The sequence below is a fragment of the Actinoplanes awajinensis subsp. mycoplanecinus genome (assembly GCF_001509495.1).
Classification (GTDB): Bacteria; Actinomycetota; Actinomycetes; order Mycobacteriales; family Micromonosporaceae; genus Actinoplanes; species Actinoplanes palleronii.
Genome location: NZ_LLZH01000001.1, coordinates 248,792 through 272,562 on the forward strand (window position 1 = coordinate 248,792; position 23,771 = coordinate 272,562).

The 23,771-nt window shown below is 71.1% G+C and carries 17 protein-coding genes and 1 pseudogene; 4 read left to right on the top strand and 14 right to left on the bottom strand.

Going from position 1 to position 23,771, the window contains the following annotated elements; all coding sequences use genetic code 11:
• Window positions 1-30: 30 nt before the first annotated feature.
• The 10 genes from obgE to ADL15_RS01180 form a co-directional block, all read right to left on the bottom strand.
• Window positions 31-1,581: a GTPase ObgE gene (gene obgE, locus ADL15_RS01135; protein WP_067684110.1), complete on the bottom strand. Its 1,551-nt coding sequence runs from the start codon at window positions 1,579-1,581 to the stop codon at window positions 31-33.
• Between the two features lie 86 nt (window positions 1,582-1,667).
• On the bottom strand, window positions 1,668-1,925 hold the full coding sequence (rpmA, locus tag ADL15_RS01140; protein ID WP_067684112.1) for a 50S ribosomal protein L27: 258 nt from the start codon (window positions 1,923-1,925) through the stop codon (window positions 1,668-1,670).
• A gap of 8 nt (window positions 1,926-1,933) precedes the next feature.
• Window positions 1,934-2,248, bottom strand: coding sequence for a 50S ribosomal protein L21 (gene rplU / locus ADL15_RS01145; RefSeq protein ID WP_067684115.1), 315 nt, complete (start codon window positions 2,246-2,248; stop codon window positions 1,934-1,936).
• A 162-nt stretch (window positions 2,249-2,410) separates the two neighbouring features.
• Window positions 2,411-2,944 carry a hypothetical protein gene (locus tag ADL15_RS01150; RefSeq protein ID WP_067684118.1) on the bottom strand — a complete coding sequence of 178 codons (534 nt, stop codon included), beginning with the start codon at window positions 2,942-2,944 and terminating at the stop codon, window positions 2,411-2,413.
• A 105-nt stretch (window positions 2,945-3,049) separates the two neighbouring features.
• Entirely contained in the window at window positions 3,050-6,397 is a 3,348-nt protein-coding gene (locus ADL15_RS01155; protein WP_067684121.1) for an Rne/Rng family ribonuclease, read from the bottom strand.
• 131 nt (window positions 6,398-6,528) lie between these two features.
• Window positions 6,529-7,263, bottom strand: coding sequence for a TIGR03936 family radical SAM-associated protein (locus tag ADL15_RS01160; RefSeq protein WP_083970806.1), 735 nt, complete (start codon window positions 7,261-7,263; stop codon window positions 6,529-6,531).
• A gap of 52 nt (window positions 7,264-7,315) precedes the next feature.
• Window positions 7,316-9,259, bottom strand: coding sequence for a TIGR03960 family B12-binding radical SAM protein (locus ADL15_RS01165; RefSeq protein ID WP_067684123.1), 1,944 nt, complete (start codon window positions 9,257-9,259; stop codon window positions 7,316-7,318).
• Window positions 9,260-9,282: 23 nt separating this feature from the next.
• Window positions 9,283-9,657, bottom strand: a complete 375-nt coding sequence (locus ADL15_RS01170) for an STAS domain-containing protein (protein WP_067684126.1) — start codon at window positions 9,655-9,657, stop codon at window positions 9,283-9,285.
• Window positions 9,654-12,149: a SpoIIE family protein phosphatase gene (locus tag ADL15_RS01175; RefSeq protein WP_067684131.1), complete on the bottom strand. Its 2,496-nt coding sequence runs from the start codon at window positions 12,147-12,149 to the stop codon at window positions 9,654-9,656. The genes ADL15_RS01170 and ADL15_RS01175 overlap by 4 nt, the downstream gene beginning before the upstream one ends.
• Before the next feature lie 29 nt (window positions 12,150-12,178).
• Window positions 12,179-12,976, bottom strand: coding sequence for an alpha/beta fold hydrolase (locus ADL15_RS01180; protein ID WP_067684134.1), 798 nt, complete (start codon window positions 12,974-12,976; stop codon window positions 12,179-12,181).
• A gap of 241 nt (window positions 12,977-13,217) precedes the next feature.
• Between ADL15_RS01180 and ADL15_RS50895 the strand changes: the two genes are divergently transcribed.
• The gene (locus ADL15_RS50895; protein ID WP_083970797.1) at window positions 13,218-14,507 is read left to right on the top strand and encodes a hypothetical protein; all 1,290 of its coding nucleotides are present in this window, start codon (window positions 13,218-13,220) and stop codon (window positions 14,505-14,507) included.
• A gap of 3 nt (window positions 14,508-14,510) precedes the next feature.
• Here the strand turns inward: ADL15_RS50895 and ADL15_RS01190 are convergent, their stop codons facing one another.
• The 3 genes from ADL15_RS01190 to ADL15_RS01200 all read right to left on the bottom strand — a co-directional run bounded on the left by ADL15_RS01190 (window position 14,511) and on the right by ADL15_RS01200 (window position 20,270).
• Entirely contained in the window at window positions 14,511-15,179 is a 669-nt protein-coding gene (locus tag ADL15_RS01190; protein ID WP_067684138.1) for a lysophospholipid acyltransferase family protein, read from the bottom strand.
• Window positions 15,180-15,319: 140 nt separating this feature from the next.
• Window positions 15,320-18,433 (bottom strand): isoleucine--tRNA ligase, encoded by a 3,114-nt coding sequence (gene ileS, locus ADL15_RS01195; protein ID WP_067684142.1) that lies wholly within the window; start codon window positions 18,431-18,433, stop codon window positions 15,320-15,322.
• 316 nt (window positions 18,434-18,749) lie between these two features.
• The gene (locus tag ADL15_RS01200) at window positions 18,750-20,270 is read right to left on the bottom strand and encodes an alkaline phosphatase D family protein (protein WP_067684144.1); all 1,521 of its coding nucleotides are present in this window, start codon (window positions 20,268-20,270) and stop codon (window positions 18,750-18,752) included.
• A 58-nt stretch (window positions 20,271-20,328) separates the two neighbouring features.
• On the opposite strand from ADL15_RS01200, the gene ADL15_RS54885 reads away from it, so the two are divergent.
• Both ADL15_RS54885 and ADL15_RS01210 read left to right on the top strand, forming a co-directional pair.
• Window positions 20,329-21,087 (top strand): ABC transporter permease, encoded by a 759-nt coding sequence (locus ADL15_RS54885; RefSeq protein WP_067684147.1) that lies wholly within the window; start codon window positions 20,329-20,331, stop codon window positions 21,085-21,087.
• Window positions 21,088-21,278: 191 nt separating this feature from the next.
• On the top strand, window positions 21,279-22,064 hold the full coding sequence (locus ADL15_RS01210; RefSeq protein ID WP_067684150.1) for an ABC transporter permease: 786 nt from the start codon (window positions 21,279-21,281) through the stop codon (window positions 22,062-22,064).
• 9 nt (window positions 22,065-22,073) lie between these two features.
• On the opposite strand, the gene ndk is transcribed toward ADL15_RS01210, so the two are convergent.
• A complete protein-coding gene (gene ndk, locus ADL15_RS01215) occupies window positions 22,074-22,490 on the bottom strand; it encodes a nucleoside-diphosphate kinase (protein ID WP_067684153.1) in 417 nt (138 codons plus the stop codon).
• A gap of 203 nt (window positions 22,491-22,693) precedes the next feature.
• Between ndk and ADL15_RS01220 the strand changes: the two are divergent.
• Window positions 22,694-23,771, top strand: a pseudogene (locus ADL15_RS01220) (hypothetical protein); the annotation flags it as partial.

The window sequence follows — 23,771 nt, forward strand, 5'->3', positions numbered from 1 at the left end:
CCGGAGGGTTGCGGCGATCTGGCCGATCGACTATTGGTCGGTGTCGTCCTCGTCGGTCGTAGCGGCCTCGACATCGGTGATCTTCTCGGGCTCGTCCTCGTCGTCGTCCATGACCAGAACCGGGGACTTCGAGCCGGACACGCTGGTGACCGTGCCGTCCGACGCCATGTGCAGCATCTCGTCCTCGCCACGGACCCGGCGGGCCTTACGCGCGGCGAGCCGCTGCGCGGCGGAGGGCCGGACGTCCAGCTCCTCCAGGCGGGCGTCGGTGCCACGCGGGCCGGAGACGAACTCACCGGCGTTGGGGTGCCAGTCGAACACCCGGTCGCCGATCCGCACCGGGTCGCCGCCCTTGGCGCCCAGCTTGCCGAGCTTGTCCTCGACGCCGACCCGCTCCAGCCGGTCGCCGAGATAGCCGACCGCCTCGTCGTTGTCGAAGTTGGTCTGCTTGATCCAGCGCTCGACCTGGGTGCCGCGGATCACGAACACGCCTTCTTCGTCCTGCTCGATGGTGAAGCCGGTGTCGTCGACAGCGCGCGGGCGCAGCACGATCCGGGTCGCCTCGACCACCGGACGCGCGGCCCGGGTGTCGGCGACCAGCTTGGCCAGCGCGAAGTTGAACTCCTTGAGACCCTCCCGGGTCACCGCGCTCACCTCGAACACCTGGTAGCCGCGGGCCTCCAGGTCGGGCCGGACCATCTCGGCCAGGTCCCGGCCGTCCGGGATGTCGATCTTGTTGAGCACCACGATCCGGGGCCGGTCCTCCAGCCCGCCGTACGCGCTCAGCTCGGCCTCGATCGCGTCCAGGTCGGCCAGCGGGTCCCGCTCGATCTCCGGGGTCGCCGCGTCCAGCACGTGCACCAGCACCGAGGTGCGCTCGATGTGCCGGAGGAACTGCATGCCGAGGCCCTTGCCGGTGGCCGCACCCGGGATCAGCCCGGGCACGTCGGCGATGGTGAACGTGGCGTCGCCGGCCTGCACCACACCCAGGTTCGGCACCAGGGTGGTGAACGGGTAGTCGGCGATCTTCGGCTTGGCCGCGGAGAGCACCGCGATCAGCGAGGACTTGCCGGCCGACGGGAAGCCGACCAGGCCGACCTCGGCGACGCTCTTCAGCTCGAGCACCACGTCGATCTGGTCGCCCGGCTCGCCCAGCTCGGCGAAGCCCGGCACCTTGCGGCGGGCGTTCGCCAGCGACCGGTTGCCCCGGCCACCGCGGCCACCGCGGGCCACCTCGAACTCGGTGCCGGCGCCGACCAGGTCGGCCAGCACCTCACCCTCGGCGGTGTGCACGACGGTGCCGTCCGGCACCTTCAGGATCAGGCCCTTGCCGCTCGCGCCGTCCCGGTTGGCGCCGGCGCCACCGGCGCCGTTGCTCGCCTTGACGTGCGGGTGGAAGTGGAAGTCCAGCAGGGTGTGCAGCTGCGGGTCGACGACCAGCGTGATGCTGCCACCGTGCCCGCCGTCGCCACCGTCGGGTCCACCCAGCGGCTTGAACTTCTCCCGGTGCACGGAGGAACAGCCGTGCCCGCCGTCACCCGCCTGCAGGTGCAGTACGACCCGGTCGACGAACGTGGTCACTTCAGCACTCCTCTAACCGCGAAAACCTCGAGAAAAACCACAGCGGGCCGCGGACCCGAGGGTCCACGGCCCGCTGAAGAGAAAAACTACCCCGCGACCGGCGTGATGCTGACGGTCTTGCGGCCACGCTTGGTGCCGAACAGCACATTGCCCGCGGAAAGCGCGAACAGCGTGTCGTCGGAGCCCCGGCCGACCAGGTCGCCCGGGTGGAACTTCGTGCCACGCTGGCGGATCAGGATCTCGCCGGCGTTGACCAGCTGGCCACCGAACCGCTTGACACCGAGCCGCTGGGCGGCGGAGTCGCGGCCGTTACGCGAGCTTGATGCACCCTTTTTATGAGCCATCTCGGCGCCTACTTCCCGCTCTTGATGCCGGTCACCTTGACGCGGGTCAGCGGCTGGCGGTGCCCCTGGCGCTTGTGGTAGCCGGTCTTGTTCTTGAACTTGTGGATCCGGATCTTCGGACCCTTGGTGTGCTCGGCGATCTCGCCGGACACCGTAACGTTGGCAAGCTTGGCCGCGTCGGTCACCAGGTTGTCACCGTCGACGAGGAGGATCGCGGCGAGCTTGAGGGCGTCGCCGGGCGCACCCGCGAGCTTCTCGACCTCGATCACGTCGCCCTCGGCAACCTTGTACTGCTTGCCGCCGGTCTTGACGATCGCGTACATCGACGCGGACTCCCTGAGACTTGCGCAGCCGAAACTGAAGCTGCTTGGCGGATGTTGCTGAAGGTCCGGCGGCGCTGAATCCAAGCCGCACGCACGGAACTGGCGCCGAAAAAGCGCCGTCGGCAAGCCTACTTCATCGGCGTGCCCACAACCAAAACGGGGTTAACTCTTCCCGCAGGCCTTGTCCAGCTTAGCGTGCAGTTCGGAAAGCTTCTCATCGTCGATCTTCCCAAGATCACTCTTGAGCGCGGTGACCTGAGCTCCCATCGCCGCCAGAGCCTTCTTCACGGTCGGGTCCGCGGCCAGCTTGGACATGTCCAGCAGCGCGAACGCGTAGCCGTCGACGGTCCGGTCGACCTTCTCCGTCGCCCGGCTCTTGGCCTCGGCGCCCTGCTTCCCGGCGGCGCGGAGCACCTGGTAGTCGGCGGCGAAGTTGGTGCCGAAGCTGGTGCTGGTCCGGGCCGCCTGCGCGCAGATCGCGTCGGTGTCCTTGGACAGTGCGGCGTCACCGGCGGCGCCTGCGGCCGCCGTGGGCGCGCTCACCGCGGGAGCGGCGGACCCGTCCGCGGAACCGGCCGCCGGAGCGCTGGTGACCGGCGTGGGGGCCGCCGTGGTGGATTCCTGGGCGTCACCGGAGCAACCGGCGGCGAACAGGGCGAAAGACAGTGCGGCCGCGGCCGCGAGGTGGCGTCGCATGGGGATCTCCTCGGGGGACGGAAATCGATCCCGCCGAGGGTAACGGAAAACCCGGCCCGGCAGTTAACTTTCCTTACAGCTAACTGCGGGCCGGGTTCTCACAGGTCAGGGACGGGTACGCCGACGCGTCCCACCCCGACGGGACCGGCGGCGGCCGGTACCGGCGCTCACCGACTCGTCGTCGTCCTCTTCCTCGTCGTCCTCGGCCGCGTCCGGGTCGTCAGCACCCGTCAACTGCAGCGGCTCCGGCTCCGGCGCGGCGGGGTACTCCGCGCCGTTGGTCTCCGGGGCCTCGTAGCGGGACAGGTCGTACCCGCTGATGTCGTACTCGTCGTCGCCGGCCGCGGTGGTCGGCGCGGGCTTGCCCGGCCGGACGATCCCGGACCCGGCGATCGGCGCCGCCGGCACCCCGGCCACCTCGGCGGCCGGACCGGTCCGCTCCGGCTCGACCGTGACCGGCGGGGTCACCACCGGCGGAGTCACCACCGGCGGAGTCACCACCGGCACGGTCACCACCGGTGTGACCACCACCGGCTCGACGATGACCGGCTCGACGATGACCTCGGTCACCACGGCCTCGACCGGCTGCGCCACGGGCTGCTCGAACGGCAGCTCGGCCGGCGCCTCGCCACCACCACGCCGCCGCCGCGACCGGCCACTGGCGGCAGGCTGCTGCTGCTGGTGGTGCTGTTGCTGGTGATGCTGCTGCTGCACCGGTGCCTCGGTACGCACGGCCGCCGCCACCGCCTTGACCTGGGTGACCGCACCCCCGCCACCGTTGCCGCCGCCGTTGGAGCGCTTCTCCGGAACCGGTTCGGTGTGAATGATCACGCCGCGACCCTTGCAGTGGTCACAGTTCTCGCTGAACGCCTCGAGCAGTCCGGCGCCGATCCGCTTCCGGGTCATCTGCACCAGGCCGAGCGACGTGATCTCGGTTACCTGGTGCTTGGTCCGGTCCCGGCCCAGGCACTCGGTCAGCCGCCGCAGCACCAGCTCGCGGTTGCTCTCCAGCACCATGTCGATGAAGTCGATCACCACGATGCCGCCGAGGTCGCGCAGCCGCAGCTGACGCACGATCTCCTCGGCCGCCTCCAGGTTGTTCCGGGTGACGGTCTCCTCGAGGTTGCCGCCCGCACCGGTGTACTTACCGGTGTTGACGTCGACCACGGTCATCGCCTCGGTCCGGTCGATCACCAGGTGACCACCGGACGGGAGGAAGACCTTGCGGTCCAGACCCTTGAGGATCTGCTCGTCGATCCGGTGCTCGGCGAAGACGTCACCGGCACCGACGTGCCGGTGCAGCCGCTCGACCAGGTCCGGCGACACCGAGTGGAGGTAGTCCTCCACCTCGAGGTACGCCTGCTCGCCCTGCACGATCAGCTCGCGGAAGTCCTCGTTAAAGAGGTCCCGGACCACCCGGATGACCAGGTCGGGCTCCTCGGAGAGCGCCCGCGGGGCGTTGCCCTCGGCCGCCCTCGCCTGGATGTCCTCCCACTGCGCCTGCAGCCGCTTGACGTCCCGGGCCAGCTCGTCCTCGGTGGCGCCCTCGGCCGCGGTGCGCACGATCACACCCGCGCCGTCCGGCACCAGCTTCTTCAGGATGTCCCGGAGCCGCTTGCGCTCGTTGTCCGGCAGCTTGCGGCTGATCCCGGACGCGTTGCCGTTCGGCACGTAGACCAGGTGCCGGCCGGAGAGCGCGATATGGCTGGACAGCCGCGCGCCCTTGTGACCGATCGGGTCCTTGGTGACCTGCACCAGCACCGAGTCACCGGAGCGCAGCGCCTGCTCGATCGAGCGGGCCCGGCCCTCCAGGCCGGTGGCGTCCCAGTTCACCTCGCCGGCGTAGAGCACCGCGTTGCGGCCCCGGCCGACGTCGACGAACGCCGCTTCCATGCTCGGCAGCACGTTCTGGACCTTGCCCAGGTACACGTTGCCGACCATGGTGCCGGAGGTGGCCCGGGCGACGTAGTGCTCGACCAGGACACCGTCCTCGAGCACGGCGATCTGCAGCCGGTCGGTCTTCTGCCGCACCACCATGACCCGGTCCACCGCTTCACGGCGGGCCAGGAACTCCGACTCGCTCAGGATCGGCGGACGGGTCCGGCGCTGCTCGCGACCGTCCCGGCGGCGCTGACGCTTGGCCTCCAGCCGGGTCGAGCCGGAGACGCCCTGCACCTCGTCGATGGTACGACGGGGCTCACGCACCCGGACCACGGTGTGCACACCGTCTTCGATGCCACCGGTCTCGGCGTCCCCGCCGGCGCCCTTGCGGCGACGACGGCGGCGACGGCGCGTGACGCCACCCTCGCCCTCCTCGGACTCCTCGTCCTCGGCGTCGTCCTCGCTGACCGCTTCGGCGTCGCCCTCGGGCTCGTCGGCGTCACCCTCGACGTCGTCGGCCTCGTCGGACGGGCCCTTGCCGCGGCCACGGCCACGGCGGCCACGGCGGCGACGCCGGCGGCTGCCGTTCTCGTCATCGTCCTCGGAGTCGTCGTCGACGCCGTCCTCGACGTCGTCGGCGCCCTCGTCGACCTCGTCCAGCACCGGCGACTCGGCCACCACGGCGACCGGCTCGGCGGCCGGCTGCTCGTCGGCGGCGCCCCGGCGACGGCGGCGGCTACGACGGGGGCCCTCGGTGGGCTCGTCGGCAGCTGCCTCGTCGGTGACCTCGGCCACCGGGGCCGGGGTCTCGACCGGCTCGGCCACCGCGGCCGGGACCGGCGCGAGCGGGTCGGCGATCGGGCGGCGACGCCGGCTCACCGGCGCGGGCTCGTTCTCGGTCGCCTCGGGCGGCATGAAGAGCACCGCCGGGGGCAGCGCGGCACGACGGCCCCGGGCCGGCGCGGCCGGCTTCTCCTCGACGAAGTCGTCGTCCAGCGCGAGGATCCCGACCACCGGAACCTCGGCGGTCTCCTCGACCGCCTCGTCCTCCAGCGGCTCGGGCTCCACCGGCGCGGGCACCTCGACGAGCGCCGGCTGGGCCGGCTCCGGCTCGACGGCGGCGACCTTGCGGCGGGTACGGGTGGCCCGCTTCACCGGCGCGGCCTTGACCGGCGCGACGGCCTCCTCGGCGACCGGCGCCTCGGCGACCGGTTCCGGGGTGACCTCGGCAGGAGCTTCCGCAGTGGTCTCCGCGACGGCCGGAGTCTCCGGCGCGGCGACCTTACGGCGGCTCCGAGTGGCCTTTTTCACCGGCGCGGCCTTCACCGGCGCCTCGGACGGATCCGAGGCGGCCGGGTCGGCGGTAGCCGGCTCAGCGGCGACCGGCTCGGTATCAGCCGGTGCGGACGTGGCCGGATCGGCCTCGGCCGCGGGCGCCGCCACCTTGCGGCGCGGTGCCCTCGTCCGGCGTGCGGGCGTGGTAGCGGTGGCGGCATCGGCGGGCGGCGTGACTGCACCGTCCCGTTCACCGCCCTGTTCTCCCAGGTGGACTGGGGGCTCGTTATCGAGCATGGGCGCTCTCCAGTTCTGGCGTCCCCGGGCGCGGGTAAGCGCTGCCACGCAGGGTCGCTGCAAGTGTTTCGGGCCCGTCCGAGACGGACGGGCTGCCGAAGTCTGCCAAGTGAACGCCGACCGGATGCCGGTCAGTGTCCGCCGATGCCGACGCCCTCGCGATCCGCCTCCAACGGATCGACGATCTCCCCCTGCTCGGTGAGTGTGCCCTGGGCCAGCCGGGTCACCCTTGGGGGTACCGGCGGCTCCAGGCCAGCCACGACGCGCAGACCGGATAGGACGTCATCGGGCCGCACGGAAGGTATTACCTGCCGTACGACAAGGTCGATTATCGCACACGGTACTCCACCGGCCCCGGAAGGTAGGTCCGGCTCTGCTTCCACCATGCATCCGACCACGGCCGCGCGCGCGTCGAACGAGCGGAGGCCCTGCTTGGTCATGCGTTCGACGAGCACTTCGGGGGCTTCCAGGAACGCGGCAACCGCAGCTCGGGCGGCCTCCGGCTCGATCTGGAACAGCTCAAGACGCCACCGGGACGCGTCGATCCGCTCGGCGAGGCTGCCCTCGCCGGCCACCACCGCCTCCAGCACGTCCAGGCCCGGTGACAGCGCGGCGTCCAGGGCGACCCGCAACTGCTCCGGGTCGACAACGGCGTTCAGGCCGATCTCGAGGTACTCCGCCTCGCTGCCGACCCCGGTGGGCGCGGCGCTGGCGTACGAAATCTTGGGGTGGGGGGTGAAACCCTGAGAGAAAGCGATCGGGACGGCGGCGCGGCGCAGTGCGCGCTCGAATGCCCGCGCGAAGTCCCGGTGCGAGGTGAATCGCAGCGGTCCGCGCTTCGCGTAACGAAGGCGGATCCGCTGCACGACCGGGGCCTGACCGCCCACGGGCTGGTTCTTCGGAGGAATCGTCCTACTCCTAAGCGGGGACCCGCAGTCCGTTCACCGGGGTCAGGGGGAGAAGCTTCTTACCGGTCGGGCCGACCTGGATCTCGGTGTCCATCGACGGGCACACGCCGCAGTCGAAGCACGGGGTCCAGCGGCAGTCGTCCTGCTCGAACTCGGTCGTCGAGTCCTGCCAGTCCTGCCAGAGCCAGTCCTTGTCGAGGCCGGAGTCCAGGTGGTCCCACGGCAGGACCTCGGCCTCCTCGCGCTCGCGGGTGGTGTACCAGTCCAGGTCGACGCCGAAGCCGGGAAGCACCTCGGTGGCGGCCTCGACCCAGCGGGCGTAGTTGAAGTGCTCGGACCAGCCGTCGAAGCGGCCGCCCTTCTCCCAGACCCGGAGGAGGACCTGGCCGACCCGGCGGTCGCCGCGGGACAGCAGTCCCTCGATCAGCGACGGCTCGCCGTCGTGGTAGCGGAAACCGATGGCCCGGCCCAGCGAACGGTCACTGTTGATCGCCTGCTTGAGCAGCTTGAGGCGGCCGTCGATGACCTCCGGGGTGTCCATCTTGGCCCACTGGAACGGGGTGTGCGCCTTCGGCACGAACGCGCCGATCGACACCGTGCAGCGGATGTCCTTGGTGCCGGCGGCCTCACGACCGGCCCGGATCACCTCGTGCGCCATGTCGGCGATCTCCAGGACGTCCTCGTCGGTCTCGGTGGGCAGGCCGCACATGAAGTACAGCTTCACCTGCCGCCAGCCGTTCGAATACGCCGTGACGACCGTCCGGATCAGGTCCTCCTTGGTCACCATCTTGTTGATGACCTTGCGGATCCGCTCCGAGCCGCCCTCCGGCGCGAAGGTGAGCCCGGTACGCCGGCCGTTGCGGGACAGCTCCTTGGCCAGGTCGATGTTGAACGCGTCGACCCGGGTGGACGGCAGCGACAGCGACACGTTGCTGTCCGCGTACTGCTGGGCCAGGCCCGAGCACATGTCGCCGATCTCCGAGTGGTCCGCGCTGGAGAGCGAGAGCAGGCCGACCTCGCTGTAGCCGGAGAACTCCAGCCCCTCCTTGACCATCTGGCCGACCGTGGTGATCGACCGTTCCCGCACCGGGCGGGTGATCATGCCGGCCTGGCAGAACCGGCAACCCCGGGTGCAGCCGCGGAAGATCTCCACGGCGTACCGCTCGTGGACCGTCTCGGCGAGCGGGACCAGCGGCTTCTTCGGGTACGGCCAGGCGTCCAGGTCCATCGTCGTGCGCTTGGACACCCGGAACGGCACGTCCGGCCGGTTCGGCACGACGCGCTGGATCCGGCCGTCCGGCAGGTAGTCGACGTCGTAGAAGCGCGGCACGTAGATGCTCTCGGTGCGCGCCAGGCGCAGCAGCAGCTCGTCCCGGCCACCCGGGCGGCCCTCGGCCTTCCAGTCCCGGATGATCCCGGTGATCTCCAGGACGGCTTCCTCGCCGTCACCGAGCACCGCGGCGTCGATGAAGTCGGCGATCGGCTCCGGGTTGAAGCTGGCGTGGCCGCCGGCCAGCACGATCGGGTCGTCGATCGTGCGCTCCCGGCTCTCCAGCGGGATCCCGGCCAGGTCGAGCGCGCTGAACATGTTGGTGTAGCCCAGCTCGGTGGCGAACGAGATCCCGAGGACGTCGAACGCCTTCACCGGGCGGTGCGCGTCGACGGTGAACTGCGGGACGCCGGCCGCCTTCATCAGCGCCTCGAGGTCGGGCCAGACCGAGTAGGTGCGCTCGGCCAGCACGTCGGGCTGCTCGTTGAGCACCTCGTACAGGATCTGCACGCCCTGGTTGGGCAGGCCGACCTCGTAGGCGTCCGGGTACATCAACGCCCATCGGACGGTGGTGGCGTCCCAGTCCTTGACGACGGCGCCGAGCTCGCCGCCCACGTACTGGATCGGTTTGCTGACCAACGGCAGCAACTGCTCGAGCTGCGGAAAGACGGAACTCACGCTCATGGGTGTCCAGGGTACGCGAGAGGCTAAGGACCCAGCTCCTCAGCCGCGTGGTCCAGATCTATCGCGAACAGGTCGTTGCGGAACGCGCAGAGCTGCAGCGTCATCCGGGCCGCGCCGCGCTCGCCGACCACCAGCCGGATCGGCTTCCCGCGCTCGTCCAGCTCACCGACGATCAGGTCGAGCAGCCGCACCCCCGCGCTGTCCAGGAACGAGACCGCGGTCAGATCGATGAGTACCGCGTCGGCCAGGGTGGTCCGGGCGACGATCGCCCGGCCGATGTCGTTCGCGTTGGCCAGGTCGATCTCACCCTTCAGGTGGACCGTCTCGGCCACCCCGCGCTTCGAGAACGTCACCCACTGGTCCGTCGGGATCCGGTCCGTCGTGCGCCGTTCGGTCATGCGGCTTCCCCTCGGTGGCGGCGCATCGTCACCGTGGTTCCGTCGCCGCGGTCGAACAACACCTCGTCCATGCATTCCTCGATCAACGTGAGACCTCGCCCGCGGGACTCCCCCGGGCCACGCCAGCTGCCCCGGTCGGCCACCCGGATCTCCACCGCGTCGCCGGTGAGCGTGGCCGAGACGTCCACCACGCCGAACGGGTCGTTGCGGTAGCCGTGCTCGATGGCGTTCGCCACCGCCTCCGAACAGGCCAGCAGCACCGCGTTCAGGCAGTTCTGGTCGACCTGGTGGCCGAGCAGCCAGGCCCGCAGGTCGGAGCGGAGCAGGGTGATCTGCAGCGGGTCGGCGCCCAGCGAGCGCTCCAGCCGCTCCTCGGCGCCCAGGGTCAGGCAGAGCAGGCAGACGTCGTCGGCGTGCTCCCGGCCGACCAGGGTGTCGGCCAGCCCGGCGGTGAGGCCCTTCATCGGCGCGCCGCGCAGCCGGCTGAACGTCCGGTTGAGCACCTCGAAGCCCCGGTCGATCGGGCGGTCCCGGCGCTCGATCAGGCCGTCGGTGTAGAGCAGCAGGCGGCTGCCGGGGCCCAGGCTCACCCGGTGCTCGGTGCGGCGCAGGTCGGCGGCGCGCGAGCCGAGCGGGCCGGACCGGGCGTGCATCAGGAACTCGGCGGCGCCGGCCGGCTGGTGCAGCAGCGGCGGCAGGTGGCCGGCGCACGCGTAGACCAGCTCGTTGGACTCCAGGTCGACCTCGGCGTAGACGACGGTGGCCATCCGGGCCGACTCGACCCGCTGGCAGAACCGGTCCAGGCCCTCGAGCAGCCGGGCCGGGCCGTTCTCCCCGGTTGCCAGCGCCCGGATCGCGCTGCGCAGCTGACCCATCGTGCTGGCCGCCTCGAGACCCCGCCCGACCACGTCGCCGACCACCAAGGCCAGCTTGCTCGGGGTGATCAGGAAGGCGTCGAACCAGTCGCCGCCGACCTCCAGATCCTGCCCGCCGGCCTGGTAGTGGGTCTCCACGGTGAACCGCGGGTCGTTGCCCGGCACGTCCGCGGCGAGCAGGCTGCGCTGCAACGACTGGGCGATGGCGCGTTCCTGCTCGTAGAGCCGGGCGTTCTCGAGCGCCAGCCCGGCCCGATCGGCCAGGTCGACCAGGAACGCCCGCTCCGCGTCGACGCCGCGCCGGTCGGTCGCCATCCGCACCGCCAGGGTGCCGAGCACCCGGCCACGCGCGGTGAGCGGCAGCACGGTGCAACCGAGCGGGTCGCCGTCGGTGGCGAAGACCGGTTTCACCGCGGCCGTGGCCTCGGCGATCCGGTCGGCGAGCAGGTCCGGGTCCGGCGGCGGGCCACCGGCATCCTCGCGCAGCCCGGCCGAGCCGACGTGCAGCCGCACCCCGGCCCAGTCGGCGATCGACGGCGCCACCCGTTCGACGAGGCGGCGGCTGCGTTGCAGCAGCCGGTGCTCCTCGTCCAGCGCCCGGGTGGTGGCGGCCAGGAACTCGGCCCGCTCCTCGCGGCGGCGCAGGTCGTCATAGAGCCGGGCCCGGTCCAGCGCCTGCCCGGCCTGCTGGCCGAGCAGCCGGATCACCCGCAGCTCGCCGTCGCTGAGCCGGCGCTCCTCGGTGAAGCTGAACGCCAGCACGCCGAGCACCGTCACCCCGGCCTGGTCCTCGGCCGGGCCGGTGGTCAGCGGCAGCAGCACCACGGTCTTGCGGCCGGACCGGGTCATCGTCGCGGCCAGATCCGGGAAGTGCTCGGCGGCCTCGGCCAGGTTGTGCACCACGTGCAGGTCGCCGCGGCGGGCCACCTCGGCCACCGCGCGCGCCGAGCCGCGCGGCATGTCGTCCCAGTTGCCGGTGGTCGGGTCGGTGGACGCCACGGCGACCAGCTCGTCCCGGTCGGCGTCGGTCAGGTAGATGCTGGCACTGGTGGCCTGGAAGGCCGGTTGCGGCGCCCGCACCACGGCCTCGGCCACCTCCGCCTCGGTCGGCGCGGCGGCCAGGTCGGCCACTATCTGCTGCAGCACCTGGACGCGCTTGTCCGAGGCCTCGGCGTTGTTGCGGGCCAGCAGCAGCTCGTTCTCGTAGCTGCGCCGCTCGGTGGCGTTGAAGACCATGGTCCGGATCACCCTCGGCGCACCGCCGGCGGCCCGCTCGAGCACCGAGTTGACCAGCACGGGCACCCGGGAGCCATCCGCGCAGACCACGTCGAGGGCGATCTCGTGCACCTCGCTCTGCATGGTGAGCAGCGGCGCGTAGTGGGTCTCGTGGTAGATCTGGCAGCCCGGGGTGAGCAGGTCGCGGAACCGCCGGTGACCGACCAGTTCGGCGCGCTCATAACCGGTCCAGGTCAGGAACGTCTCGTTGACCCGGACGACGGTGCCGTCCGGGAGTGTCGTCAGATAGCCGCAGGGTGCATGTTCGTACAAGTCCTCGGGATCGTCGTCCCAGGGCAGTCGTAACTCCTGTGTCACGTCCGGCCCACCAGATTCGCTCACGCCAATGCTCCGCCGATCATGCCCGCTGTCTACAACCAGGACTTGATCGCGTCAACCGTCTCCTCCGGAGCGCTCAGGTTCGGACAGTGCCCCGTAGCGTTCAGCGCGGCGAACGTGCTCTGCGGGGTGTTCTTGTGGACGTACTCACCGACCACGCTCGGGGCGATCACGTCGTCCGAGCACTGCAGGACCAGCGAGGGCACCCGCATCTTGGGCAGATCGTCCCGGTTGTCGGAGAGGAACGTGACCCGGGCGAACTTCTTGGCGATCTCCGGGTCGGTCCGGCAGAACGAGTTGGTCAGCTCCTCGCCCAGCTCCGGCCGCTCCGGGTTACCCATGATCACCGGCGCCATCACGCTGGACCAGCCCAGGAAGTTGCTGTCCAGCGACACCAGCATCTGGTCGATGTCCTCGCGCCCGAAGCCGCCGACGTAGCCGGCCGCCTCGTCGTTGATGTAGCGCGGGGACGGGCCGATCATCACCACGCCGGCGAACCGCTCCGGCTCGCGGACCGCGGCCAGCAGGCCGATCATCGAGCTCACCGAGTGGCCGACGAAGACCACGTCGTGCAGGTCGTGCTCGTGCACGATCTCCAGGACGTCGGTGGCGTACCCGTCGAGGCTGGCGTACTTCGCGTCGTCGTACGCGGTCAGATCCGACCTGCCGTTACCGACGTGATCGAAGCTCACGATCCGGTGTGTGCCGGCGAACGCCGGGGTGACCAGCCGCCACATGTTCTGGTCACAGCCGTAGCCGTGCGCGAAGAGCATCGGCTGGCCGGACTCCCGGCCCGACATCGTGACGGCGTTTCTCTGCGTGGTCCCCATGCGGCGCGCGCCCTCCCCAGAACACGTGACGGGTCCCGCGCGTGAGGAAGTGAGAGGTGTCACCCACGGGGCCGGATGTGAAGTCCGGGTAACCATACGACTCCGGAGCGTTTCGCACATCGCCCCCGTTGTCCGCCATTCGTGCAAGCTGGTCGGATTCGCATCTCGTGCCCACCTGGCACACCGTCCCTAACCTGGTTGAAGACGCTCGCTCCCGGCCGGCGGAAGGAGATCGAAAACAATGGCTGACGTTCACTCCGGAGACACCACTCCGGCGGTCGGTCTGACCGACCCGACCCGTGTGCCCGGCTCCTCCGACGAGCCGGCGACCGGCGTGCTGCCGTCGCGGTGGAGCGGCGCCGCCCCGGTGCCGAAGGTCGGGCCGCGCAGGTCGTTCTGGCATCGCGTGGCCGATCGGATCAGCGGGGAACCGCAGCCGGTGGAGGACTACTGGGCCACGGTGCCCGCGGTGGACCCGTGGGCCGGGCAGGACACCCCGGTCTGGACCACCGAGCACCTGACCGCGCCGGCGCCCGCCGACATGCCGCCGACCCGCTGGGACACGCCGCCGGTCGAGCCGATGCCGCCGACCCGGATCGACGCGCCTACTGCTGCTTCCGCGCCGACCGCCGCTGCTCCGGGCGCTGCCGCTCCGGCCGCCCGACCCTCCGCCGAGCCGGTGAAGGTGGAGCTGCCCGAGAAGATCCGGGCGCTCGTCGACGCGCTGGCCGCGAAGGCCAAGGCCGGCCAGGCCGCGCCGACCGCCGTACCCCCGAAGTCGCCTGCCGGTCCGGCTCCCGGGAGTCAGCCGCCGCCGGTGAGTGGCAGCGGTCCGGCATCGGCCGTGCGCCGCGGCTGGTTCCGCAAGCCGACGACCGCGCCGGCGCCGAGCCGGGTCCCGGTCCCGCCGCGCCCACCGGTCGCCGCACGCCCGGCGCCGCCGTGGTCACCGCCCCGGCCGCGCCGCAAGCGCCGCCGTCTGCGCCGCTTGCTGCTGGTCGTCGCGGTCCTGGCCGGTCTGTGGTTCGGGGCGCCCCTCGCGTACGACAGATGGCCCACCCTGGCCCAGTTCCCGGCCACCGCCGAGCTGCCGGACCGGATCGGCGACCTGAGGCTCCGGATCGACGACGCCAGTCAGCGCGCGATCGAGCGGCTGGCCGGTCAGCTGGACGCGGCGGACTCGATCGGTGACGCGTTCGCCGGCGTCTACGGCGACGACAGCGGCAAACGGGTCACCGTCTACGGCGTCACCGGCTGGCGTTTCACCCCCGACTCGGACGTGACCAGCCAGCTGGGCCGGATCGCCGGCGACGCGAAGCTGACCGACGTCCAGGACTACCCGATCGACGAGTTCGGCGCGCACGAGAGTTGCGGCACCGGCCGGCTGAACGGGACGTCCACGGTGATCTGCACCTGGGCCGACCACGGCAGCATGGCCACCGTCCTGCTCACCCGGCGATCGGTCGCGGAGAGCGCGAAGCTGGTGGCCAGGTTGCGCGGTGAGATGCTCAGCCCGCAGTTCGGGGCCTGAGCGTCATTCGGGGCGCTTGGGGGCGTAACGCGGGATGTACTCCTGGCCGGTCAGCCGCTGGATCTCGCCCATCACCTGGTCGGTGAGCTCGCGCAGCGAGGTCCGGTCGTCACCCCGGCCGATCGTCTCGATCGGCTTGCCGAACTTGATCGTCACGGTGCCGCGCATCAGTTTCGGGGCCAGCCGGCCGATCGGCTGCACCACGTCGGTGCCGAGCATGCCGACCGGGATGATCGGGACGCCGGCCGCGACCGCCAGCCGGGCCACGCCGGTGCGGCCGCGGTAGAGCTTGCCGTCCGGTGACCGGGTGCCTTCGGGGTAGACCGCGACGAAGTCGCCGCCCTTGAGCGCCGGGATCGCGGCGTCGAACGCGGTGAGCGCGGCCCGCCCACCGGCCCGCTCGACCCGGATCGCGCCGAGACCCTCCATCAGCTTGCGCGAGAAGAAACCCTTCACGCCTTTGCCCACGAAGTAGTCGGACTTGGCCCAGAACGCCAGGTGCCTCGGCACCGCGGCGCCGAGGAAGAGCTCGTCGGCGACCGACAGGTGGTTCCCCGCGAAGATCGCCCCGCCGGTCTTCGGCAGGTGTTCAAGACCTTCGATATGCGGCTTCCATCCCACCATCAGCGTCGTGCCGACAGTGAGCTTGCCGATCGTGTAGATCAGCGGCAACTCGTCCTCCGAAAGACCAGTACAACGAAAGATGTGGGGTGAAGAGAGGTTAACGGACGCGAGCCCGCCGTGGACTATTGATCTTGCCGGTCGCCCGGACATTCGCCGCTTCCGACGAACATCCGGGCCAGTCGGTTATGTCACATTGCGAGGACGGACACCGTCACCTGCTCACCGTCGCCGACCTCGCCGGCGAACCCGGTGGTGTCGCCGTAGGTCAGGGACGTGGCCAGGGTCTCACCGGCGACGAACTCGCGGTGCGCCTCGACCGCGGCCCGCACCGCCGGCGACGCCGACAGCACCAGCGCGATCCGGTCCGAGACGTCCAGGTCGGCGTCCCGGCGGGCCTGCTGCACGACCCGGATCACGTCGCGGGCCACGCCCTCGGCGGCCAGTTCCGGGGTGACCGTGGCGTCCAGCACGACCACACCGGCGCCGGCCGGCAGCGGGGCGGAGTTCTCCGCGTCCGAGGCGACCAGCTTCAGCTCGTACTCGCCCTCGGCCAGGGTGATGCCGGCCGCGACCGGCGCGCCGTCGACCAGCTCCCAGTCACCGGACTTGACCGCCTTGATCACCTGCTGGACCTGCTTGCCGACCCGCGGGCCGAGCGCCCGGGGCACCACGGTCAGCACCTGCCGGCAGTACGCGGCCACGTCGTCGGTGAAGACCACGTCCTTGACGTTCACCTCGTCCTTGAGCAGGTCACCGAGATTTTTGAGACTACCGCTGTTCTTCAAAGCAACGGTCAGCGTGGCCAGCGGCAGCCGGACCCGCAGCGCCTTGGCCTTGCGCAGCGACAGCGCCGCCGACGCCACGTCCCGGATCGCGTCCATCGAGGCGACCAGCTCGCGGTCGGCCGGGAACGCGTCCGCGGACGGCCAGTCGGTCAGGTGCACCGAACGGCCGCCGGTCAGGCCGCGCCAGACCTCTTCCGCGGTCAGCGGCGCGAGCGGCGCCACCACCCGGCAGAGCGTCTCGAGGACGGTGGCCAGGGTGTCGAACGCGTCGGCGTCGCCGGCCCAGAACCGGTCCCGGGAGCGGCGGACGTACCAGTTGGTCAGGGCGTCGAGGTAGTTCCGGACGCTGCCGGCGGCACCGGAGATGTCGTAGCCGTCCAGCTGCTGCTGGGTCTGCTCGATCAGCTCACCGGTCTTGGCGAGGATGTACCGGTCGAGCAGGTGCGGGGAGTCCGTCCGCGTCGTTGCGACGTGGTTCGCCGCGTTGGCGTAGAGGCTGAAGAAGTACCAGACGTTCCAGAGCGGCAGCAGCACCTGCCGGACCGAGTCCCGGATGGCCGTCTCGGTCACCGGCATGTCGCCGCCGCGCAGCACCGGTGAGGACATCAGCATCCAGCGCATCGCGTCGGATCCGTAGGTGTCGAACGCCCGGTGGACGTCCGGGTAGTTGCGCAGCGACTTGGACATCTTGCGCCCGTCCTCGCCGAGCAGGATGCCGTGGCTCAGGCAGTTGCGGAACGCCGGCCGGTCGAACAGCGCGGTGGCCAGCACGTGCATGGTGTAGAACCAGCCGCGGGTCTGCCCGATGTACTCCACGATGAAGTCACCCGGGTAGTGGTGCTCGAACCAGTCCTTGTTCTCGAACGGGTAGTGCACCTGCGCGAACGGCATCGAGCCGGACTCGAACCAGCAGTCCAGCACCTCGGGCACCCGGCGCATGGTGGACTGCCCGGTCGGGTCGTCCGGGTTGGGCCGGGTCAGGTCGTCCACGTACGGCCGGTGCAGGTCGGTGACCGCGACCCCGAAGTCGCGCTCCATCTGTTCGAACGAGCCGTAGACGTCCACCCGCGGGTACGCCGGGTCGTCCGACTTCCACACCGGGATCGGCGAGCCCCAGAACCGGTTGCGGGAGATCGACCAGTCCCTGGCGTTCGACAGCCACTTGCCGAACGAGCCGTCCTTGATGTGCGCCGGCGTCCAGGTGATCTCCTGGTTCAGCTCGACCATCCGGTCCCGGAACTTGGTCACCGCGACGAACCACGACGACACCGCCTTGTAGACCAGCGGGGTGTCGCAGCGCCAGCAGTGCGGGTACGAGTGCGTGTACCCCTCGTGCCGCAGCACCACGCCGCGCGCCTTGAGCGCCGCGGTCACCGGCTTGTTGGCGTCGAAGACCTGCAGCCCCTGGAAGTCCGGCACCAGCGAGGTGAACCGGGTCGCCTCGTCCACGGTGACCACGGTCGGGATCCCGGCCGCGAGGCAGGCGTTCTGGTCGTCCTCACCGAAGGCAGGCGCCATGTGGACGACACCGGTGCCGTCCTCGGTGGTCACGAAGTCCGCGCCGAGCACCTGGAAGGCGTTCTCCCCGGCGGGCTCGAGGAGGAAGTCGAAGAGCGGGGTGTAACGGCGGCCGACAAGATCGCGCCCTTTCACGACAGCGACCTGCTCGAACCCCTCCAACTCCTTGGCGTAAGCGCCCACGCGCGCCTCGCCCATCAGCAGCTTTTGCCCGGATTCATCGGATAAAACCGCATAATCGATGTCCGGGCCGACAGCCAGCGCCAAGTTCGACGGCAGCGTCCACGGCGTGGTCGTCCACACCGCGATGTCCTCGCCGGTGTCGAGCCGGAACTTCACCGTCAGAGCGGGATCCGTCCGGTCCCGATAGACGTCGTCCATCCGCGTCTCGGTGTTCGAGAGCGGCGTCTCACACCGGTAGCAGTACGCGAGGACGCGGAACCCCTCGTACACCAGGCCCTTCTCGTGCAGGGTCTTGAACGCCCACATGACCGACTCCATGTAACTGGGGTCGAGGGTCTTGTAGTCGTTCGCGAAGTCCACCCACCGGGCCTGGCGGGTGACGTACCCCTCCCAGTCCTTGGTGTAGGCGAGCACCGAGGTCCGGCAGGCCTCGTTGAACTTGTCGATGCCCAGCTCGACGATCTGCGCCTTGTTGGTGAGGCCGAGTTGCTTCTCGGCCTCGATCTCGGCCGGCATCCCGTGGGTGTCCCAGCCGAACCGGCGCTCCACGTGCTTGCCGCGCATCGTCTGATAGCGCGGCACCAGGTCCTTGACGTACCCGGTGAACAGGTGGCCGTAGTGCGGCAGGCCGTTGGCGAACGGCGGGCCGTCGTAGAAGACGTACTCGTTGGCGCCGTCGTCGCCGGCCGGGCGCTGCTCGACCGAGGCCTCGAAGGTCTTGTCCTGCGCCCAGAACTCCAGGACGGCGCGCTCGACCGCGGGCAGGTCCGGCGACGCCGGCACGCCGGACGCGTCAGTGTGTTGCGGATACATCAGGTGCTCCTCGAACAGTCATCGTGGTGACTGCGAGGACGAGCGCCTGGCCCGCGGTACCACCTCGCTTGACTCCCCCCGGTGGGGGAAGCCCGCTCATTCGCCGGCTGTCGCGCGTGCCGATCCGCCCGGTTCTACTGGAGCCGTAGCTCGTTCTTCCGGTGGCTCCCCGGTGATGGCCGGTTCGTCGCCTGCGTCCCGACAACGATACCGGCCAAGCCCGGATTCCCTCATCCGCATTCCGGCCACCGGGTCGCTGGCCGGCGCTCAGGGGTGTCTCACGTCCCGTGAGACACCCCTGAGGCCCAGCCGGAGCCGGTTACGGCTGCAACGTGGTGGACCAGAGGGCGGCGCCGTCGCGGTCCCGCAGGTGGACCGTGAGCGCGCCGGACCGCCCGTCGATCTCCACCTCGCCGAAGTGCTGGTAGCCCTGTGCCGGCGAGGTGTTCGCCACCGGCGGGGCGTGCACGTAGACCGCCTCCGGCCCGAACGTCGCGTCCAGCGTGTTCGGCCCGAACGCGCCCGCGTGCGCCGGTCCCGAAACGAACTCCCAGAACGGGGTGAAGTCCTGCACCGCGGCCCGCGCCGGGTCGTAGTGGTGCGCGGCGGTGTAGTGCACGTCCGCGGTGAGGAACACGATCCCGGTCACGCCGTGCCGGTGCGCTGCCCGGAGCACCTCGGCGAACTCGATCTCGCGGCCGGCCGGCGCGCCCGGGTCGCCCTGGCCGACACCCTCCTGGGCGGCCGCACCGTCCGGCACGACCAGGCCGATCGGCAGGTCGTTGGCGATCACCTTCCAGGTGGCCCGGCTGTGCCGCAGCCCGTCGATCAGCCACCGCCGCTGCTGCGCGCCGAGCAGGCCACGGTCCCGGTCTGCGTACGTGTTGCCGTCGTTGACGTCCTTGAACGTCCGCATGTCCAGCACGAACACGTCGAGCAGCGGCCCGTACGCGATCTTCCGGTACACCGGCCCGCTCGCCGACGGGATCGGCGTCCACTCGTGGTACGCCCGGTGCGCCCGCGCCGCCAGCACGTCCACCCGCTTCTCGGTGTACCGCGCGTCGTCCAGGATCTCGCCCGGGTACCAGTTGTTCGTCACCTCGTGGTCGTCCCACTGGTTGATCTGCGGCACCGACGCGACGAACCGCTTGTACGCGTCGTCCAGCAGGTTGTACGCGTACTGCCCGCGGTACTCGTCGAGTGTCTCGGCGACCTTGAGCTTGGCGTCGGTGAGCTGATTGCGCCAGATCCGCCCGTCCGGCAGCGTGACCGTCTCGGCCAGCGGGCCGTCGGCGTACACGGTGTCGCCGCTGTGCAGGAAGAAGTCCGGCCGGCGCAACCGGGCCGACTCGAACAGCTTCATCCCGCCGTAGGCCGGGTCGATTCCCCAGCCCTGCCCGGCCACGTCACCGGTCCAGACGAACCGGATGTCGGCGCGCCGGGTGGGCGCGGTGCGCAGCGTCCCGTCCACCGGCAGCCCGAACAGTCCCGGCCGGTCCAGGCTCTCCACCTTGGCCCGGTAGAAGATCTGCTCACCGGCGGGCAGGCCGCGCAGGCGCACCTTCCCGGTCAGGCCGGTCTCCGGGGTGACCAGCGGGCCGCGGACCACCCGCGAGCCGCGGAAGTCGGGCCGCCGGCTGGCCTGCACCCAGAGCCGTCCGGGCCGGTCCGCCCGCGCCCAGATCACCGCCGAGTCCGCGGTGGCGTCACCGCTCTGCACCCCGTGGGTGAGCACCGGCCGGCTACCGGCCGAGGAGAACGCCGGGGCCTCGAGCAGCACCCCGGCCACACCGCCGGCCATACCGGCACGCAACAGATTCCGTCGTGAGATCGCCGTCATGACTGATGCCTATCGATCCGAAGTGGCCTCGGGATGACCGTTCCCTAAACTTCACCCGGTGATCCGGATCGAGCTGGACGAGCCGACGCTGTCGCGCACCCGTATCGCGATCAGCCCGCTGGGCGAGCTGGTCTGCGGGCTCTACCTGCTGCGCCGGCACGCCGAGGCGCCGTGGCCGTACACCTCATGGGCGGTCCGGGCCCGAGAGGTCCTCCGGACCGAACCGGCGACCGCGCCCCTCGCGCTCTATTTCCAGCTGCCGTCCCGCTCACCGGACTTCCTGGACCCGGTCCCGGAGACCGCGCTGCCGACGTTCGCCGAGCAGCTGGACCGGCTCCGGGCCACCCCGGCCGAGGTGATCGCCGAGCAGTTCGCCACGTACCACCCGGACGGTGACCTGCCCGAGTTCCTGCGCCCGTTCCGGGACGACCGGCAGGCCGCGCTGGACCGGCTGGCCGGCGGGCTCGCCGCGAACCAGCGCTGGCAGGGCACCCTGGAAATGATCATGCTGGCGCCCCGGCGCCCGGTGCTGGTGGTCCTGCCGATCACCGCCGCCACCGCGCTCACCGGCACCTACGCGCTGCTCGCCACCCTGCTCTGGGGCCGGCTGATCTACGGCATCCGGCTCGACTTCGCGCACCCGCTCCGGTTCCTCGCCGCGGCGCTCGCCTGCGTGGCCGGGCTCGGCATGTTCGGGCTGCTGCTGGCGTCCACGTTCGTGCTGATCCGCAACGCGAACGCGCTGGCCAACCCGCTCGACTACCCGATCTGGCTGCTCTCCGGGATGCTCGTGCCGGTCAGCGTGCTGCCGTCCTAGACCGCGCCGATCGCCGCGGTCCTGCCCACCACCTGGGGCGCACGGGCGCTCCGGGAGGCCACCGGCGGCGGCCCGGTCTGGCCCTCGATCGGGATCTGCCTGGCCATCAGCACGGCCTGCCTGATCCTCGGCGCGTTCCTGCTGACCTCGTTCGAACGCCGCGCCCGCGTGGCCGGAACCCTGGCGCTGTCATGACGACGCTGCGACTCATCGGCGCCGGTGGCCTGCTCGCCTACCGGGCCCTGTTCAACTGGACCACGCCCGCCATGTATGCCGGCACGCTGCTCGCCGGCCCCACCTTCCAGCTGCTCTTCTTCGCCTACCTGGGCCGGCAGCTGGGTGTCGCCGACGACGGGTTCTTCATCCTCGGCAACGCGGTGCTCGCCGCGTCCTCGGCCTGCGTCTTCGGCGGCACCATGGCGGTCGCCAACGAACGGCGCTACGGGACGCTCGGGCACGTGCTGCTCTCGCCGCGCAGCCGCACGGTGATCTTCTGGGGGCGGGTGCTGCCGTACGCCGGGAACGGGCTGCTGATCGCCGCGTTCACCCTGCTGATGGGCACCCTGATGCTCGGCCTGCGGATCCCGCCCGCCGCGCTGCCCGGAATCGCGCTCGCCCTGGCGGCCGGCTCGCTCGCCTGCGGGTTCTTCGGGCTCACGCTGGGCGCGCTGGGGCTGCGGTTCCGGGACGTCTGGGTGGTGTCGAACGTCTCAGCGGCGCTGCTGCTCCTGCTCACCGGGGTGAACGTACCCCGGGAGAACCTGCCGCCGTGGATGGCCGACATCGGACAGTTCCTGCCGATCACCCACGCCGCGGAAGCCGCCCGGCTGCTCGCCGCCGGGCACGGCCTCGCGTCGGCCGCGCCCGCGCTGGGCACGGAGCTGCTGGTCGGCGCCGGATACGCCCTGCTCGCCGCGGTGCTGCTGCGGGTCTTCGAGGCGGAGTCGCGGCGCCGAGCCAGTTTGGAGACTATGTAAACCGGCTGGTCAGAGCGCCGGGAACCAGAGCGCGAGCTCGCGCTTCGCGCTGTCCGGCGAGTCGGACGCGTGCACCAGGTTCTCCCGGTTGGACAGCGACAGATCACCCCGGATCGTGCCGGCGGCCGCCTTGCGGCCGTCGGTCGCGCCGATCATGGCACGCACGACGTCGATCACCTCGTCGCCGGAGAGCACCACCGCGGCGAGCGGGCCGCTGGTCATGAACTCCTTCAGCGGCGGGTAGAACGCCTTGTCGACGTGCTCGGCGTAGTGCTGGTCGGCCAGTTCGGCATCCATCGTGCGCAACTCCAGCGCCTCGATGACCAGGCCCTTACCCTCGAAACGGGACAGAATCTCGCCGAGCAGGCCGCGGCTGACCGCGTCGGGCTTGATGAGGACGAGCGAACGCTCGGTGGTGCTGGACACGTAGTTCCTCCGTGAAGACGACAGGCCGACACGCCTGAGGTTCAGCCTATCGGTACCACCGAGACGGCGAGCGACGATGCCCGGACTGCCGTACTTTCGCGGAACATCCGGCGGGCCATAACCTGACGGGGAGAAGCGGGAGGTCCACAGTGGCGAACCAGACCGGCAGGCCCATCGCCCCGGCACGCAAGTTGGTGGCGGCGGTGATCGGCACGATAGCGGTCTTTGTGATCGTTTACGGTCTCGGCCTGGCGAGCTGGCCGGTGGCGATCTTCGGCTTGGTGATGCTGGCGATAGCCATCGCACTCACCATGGTCGGCAACGTGCGCCGGGGCGGCCGCGCCACGGTGGCCGGCAACGCGGAGGTCGTCGACATCAGCGCGCCGCCGATCTCCGGGGCGTACGGCCGCGCCGAGATCCGGGCCATCGTGGTGGCGCCCGGCCTGGGCACCTCCGAAGCGGTGATCAGGGACGGCCGGGTGCCGGTCGCGAAGTGGCCGACGATCGGCTCGACCGTGCCGATCACCGTCGACGTCGACGACACCCGCCGCGTCCGGGTCAACTGGAAGGACGCGCCGGCCCGCGACGAGGGCGCCGACCCGCCGCAGCAGGTGCAGCCCGACCTCGGCGAGGACCCGGACGACGCGGACGACGCCGGGCTCAGCGCGGTCGCGCCGGGCCCGTGGGAGGGCCGTGACAACGACTTCGTGACCGAGCCGACCAGCACGCCGGTCGTGGTCCGGGACACCCCGGACGGGCCGATCCTCGAGGGACAGCTGGTCGGGACCGGGGAGCAGGCCACCCCGCTGCCCCGCCGGGCGGCCAACGGGCCCCGCTCGGGCTTCGACACGGCAGCCACCGATCCGGTCGGTTTCGACCCTCTCGACCCGGACCCGGCCGACCCCCGCGCCACCTCGCCGGTCTCTCCCGGCGCTCCCGGCTCCCCGGTGTCCCCGGGCGCTCCCGGACCCACCGGCTCACCGGCCGCGGCTTCCGAGCCTGCGCCGTCCACCGACCAGGTGCGCAACGCCGACGCCGACGCGCCGGTCTCCCCGGCCCGGGGTCATTCCTCCGCCGAGTCCGGTGCCGACTCCCGCGACCGGCCGTCCAACGGCACCGCCACCAGCCGTCCCGGCTCCGGCGCGTCGTCACAGGCCTGGCCGTCCGCCAGTTATCCGCCACCGCCCGCCACGGCCGGTCCGGCAGCCGGCGACGACTACCCGCCCCCGCCCGGTCCGTCCGTTCCCACGCTGGGCGACGACTACCCACCACCGCCGGGAC